The 1,892-nt window shown below is 70.7% G+C and carries 2 protein-coding genes; both read left to right on the forward strand.

Annotation, left to right across the window (positions count from 1 at the left end):
- Positions 1-128: 128 nt before the first annotated feature.
- Complete coding sequence (kynA, locus tag PLL68_RS06720; RefSeq protein WP_324532847.1) at positions 129-989, forward strand: tryptophan 2,3-dioxygenase; 861 nt, start codon at positions 129-131, stop codon at positions 987-989.
- 72 nt (positions 990-1,061) lie between these two features.
- A partial coding sequence (locus PLL68_RS06725) for a PfkB family carbohydrate kinase (protein ID WP_324532849.1) occupies positions 1,062-1,892 on the forward strand: 831 nt, incomplete at its 3' end.

The following is a 1,892-nucleotide window of genomic DNA, read 5'->3' on the forward strand; positions in this document are numbered from 1 at the left end:
CGGTCGTGCGGTGGCCACCGTTCGCGTCGACGGATCGGGGCACGCCGCCCTGGTCGACGTGGAGACCCGCTGACCTGAACGGCTGGTGTCCTGGGGCCCGGCTCCTCCAGGAGGGCATCATGTCCCCCATGAGCGATGACGCCGTGGACCGGGCCCAGCGAGTGCTGGAAGAAGGCATCTCCACCGACTTCAGCAAGGCGATGTCCTACGGCGCCTACCTGGACCTCGACACCTTGCTCGCCGCACAGCATCCGCGCAGTGAGCCCCAGCAGCACGACGAGCTGCTCTTCATCATCCAGCACCAGGTCGCCGAGCTCTGGCTCAAGCTGCTGCTGCACGAGATGCACTCGGCCCGCGCCCTCATCGCCGCCGACGAGCTCGCCCCGGCGCTGAAGCGGCTGGCCCGGGTCAAGCACGTGCAGAAGCAGCTCGTCGAGCAGTGGGACGTCCTGGCCACCCTCACCCCGAGCGAGTACGCCCAGATCAGGCCCTTCCTCGCGACGAGCTCAGGGTTCCAGAGCCACCAGTACCGGGCCGTGGAGTTCCTGCTCGGCAACAAGAACGCCGACATGGTGCGGGTCTTCGAGCACAGCCCCCACGAGCACGCCGAGCTGATGCGCCTGCTCGGTGAACCGACGATCTACGACGAGTTCCTGCGCTTCCTCGCCCGGCGCGGCTACCCGGTTCCCTCTGCGGTGCTCGAGCGGGACGTCACCCAGCCCTACCGGCTCGATGAGGACCTCGTCGCCGTGTTCGAGGCGGTGTACGCCTCGCCGTCCGAGCACTGGGGGGTCTACGAGACCTGCGAAGAGCTCGTCGACATCGAGGACCTGTTCCAGCAGTGGCGCTTCCGCCACCTCCAGGTCGTCACCCGCACCATCGGGCACCGGCAGGGCACCGGTGGGTCGAGCGGCGTCGGCTTCCTGCGCAAGGCCCTGGACCTCACGTTCTTCCCCGAGCTGTACGCGGTGCGCGCCCTCGTGGAGTGAGCTGCCCTTGCGTCCGGCATGTTGGCTGCCCAAGGCACCAACCTGCCGGACGCGAGCAGGGATACTCAGCCCATGCCTCGCGTCATCCACACCGCTCAGGCCCTCGTCGACGCCGTGATGGAGGTGCCGTCGCTGCCGGTGCGGGGCGGCAACGTCATGGCGACGTCGTACCGTCGCTACGCCGGGGGAGCGGTGACGATCCTGCTCGCCGCGGCGCGCTCGGGCGTCGAGTGCGTGCACGCAGGGGCCGTCGGCACAGGGCCGAACGGTGACCTCGTCCGGGGGGCGCTGGCTGCTGAGGGGGTGACGTTGTCGGCGCCACCGGTGGCCGACCTCGACACGGGTGTGTGCGTCGTGCTCGTCGAGCCCAGTGCCGAACGCACCTTCGTGACCACCCAGGGTGCCGAGCGGCAGATCACGGTGCAGTCCCTGGCCGCCTCGAACCCGGTGCCCGGAGACCTCGTGTGCGTCAGTGGCTACTCGCTGGTGGGCCGCACGCGTGACCCGCTCGTCGAGTGGCTGGACACCCTGGCCGACGGTGTCGTCGTCGTGCTCGATCCCGGAGCCACCTTCGCCGGGCTGGCCGAGCCGCTGCGTGACCGGGTGCTCGCCCGCACCGATGTCTGGACCGGCAACGCCGACGAGGCAGCCGCGCTCACCGGGGTGCGGGGGATGCGCGAGGCCGCTGAGGTCGTCGCCACCCTCCTCGCACCGGATGCCGTGACGATCGTTCGCGACGGCGCTCGCGGGTGCGCGGTGCGTGAGTCGGGCCGCACGACCCACTGCCCGGGACACCCGCAGCGACCGGTGGACACCAACGGTGCGGGGGACACCCACACGGGGGTGCTGCTCGCCGAGCGGGCCACGGGGGCATCGTGGCCGGAGGCCGCTGCCCGGGCCAAT

This window comes from Ornithinibacter sp. (genome assembly GCF_035443565.1).
In the GTDB taxonomy this organism is placed as follows: domain Bacteria; phylum Actinomycetota; class Actinomycetes; order Actinomycetales; family Dermatophilaceae; genus Fodinibacter.

What these genes read in the sequence shown, in the direction of transcription:
- kynA (WP_324532847.1), top strand. Translation starts at nt 129, where the DNA reads ATGAGCGATGACGCCGTGGACCGGGCCCAGCGAGTGCTGGAAGAAGGC.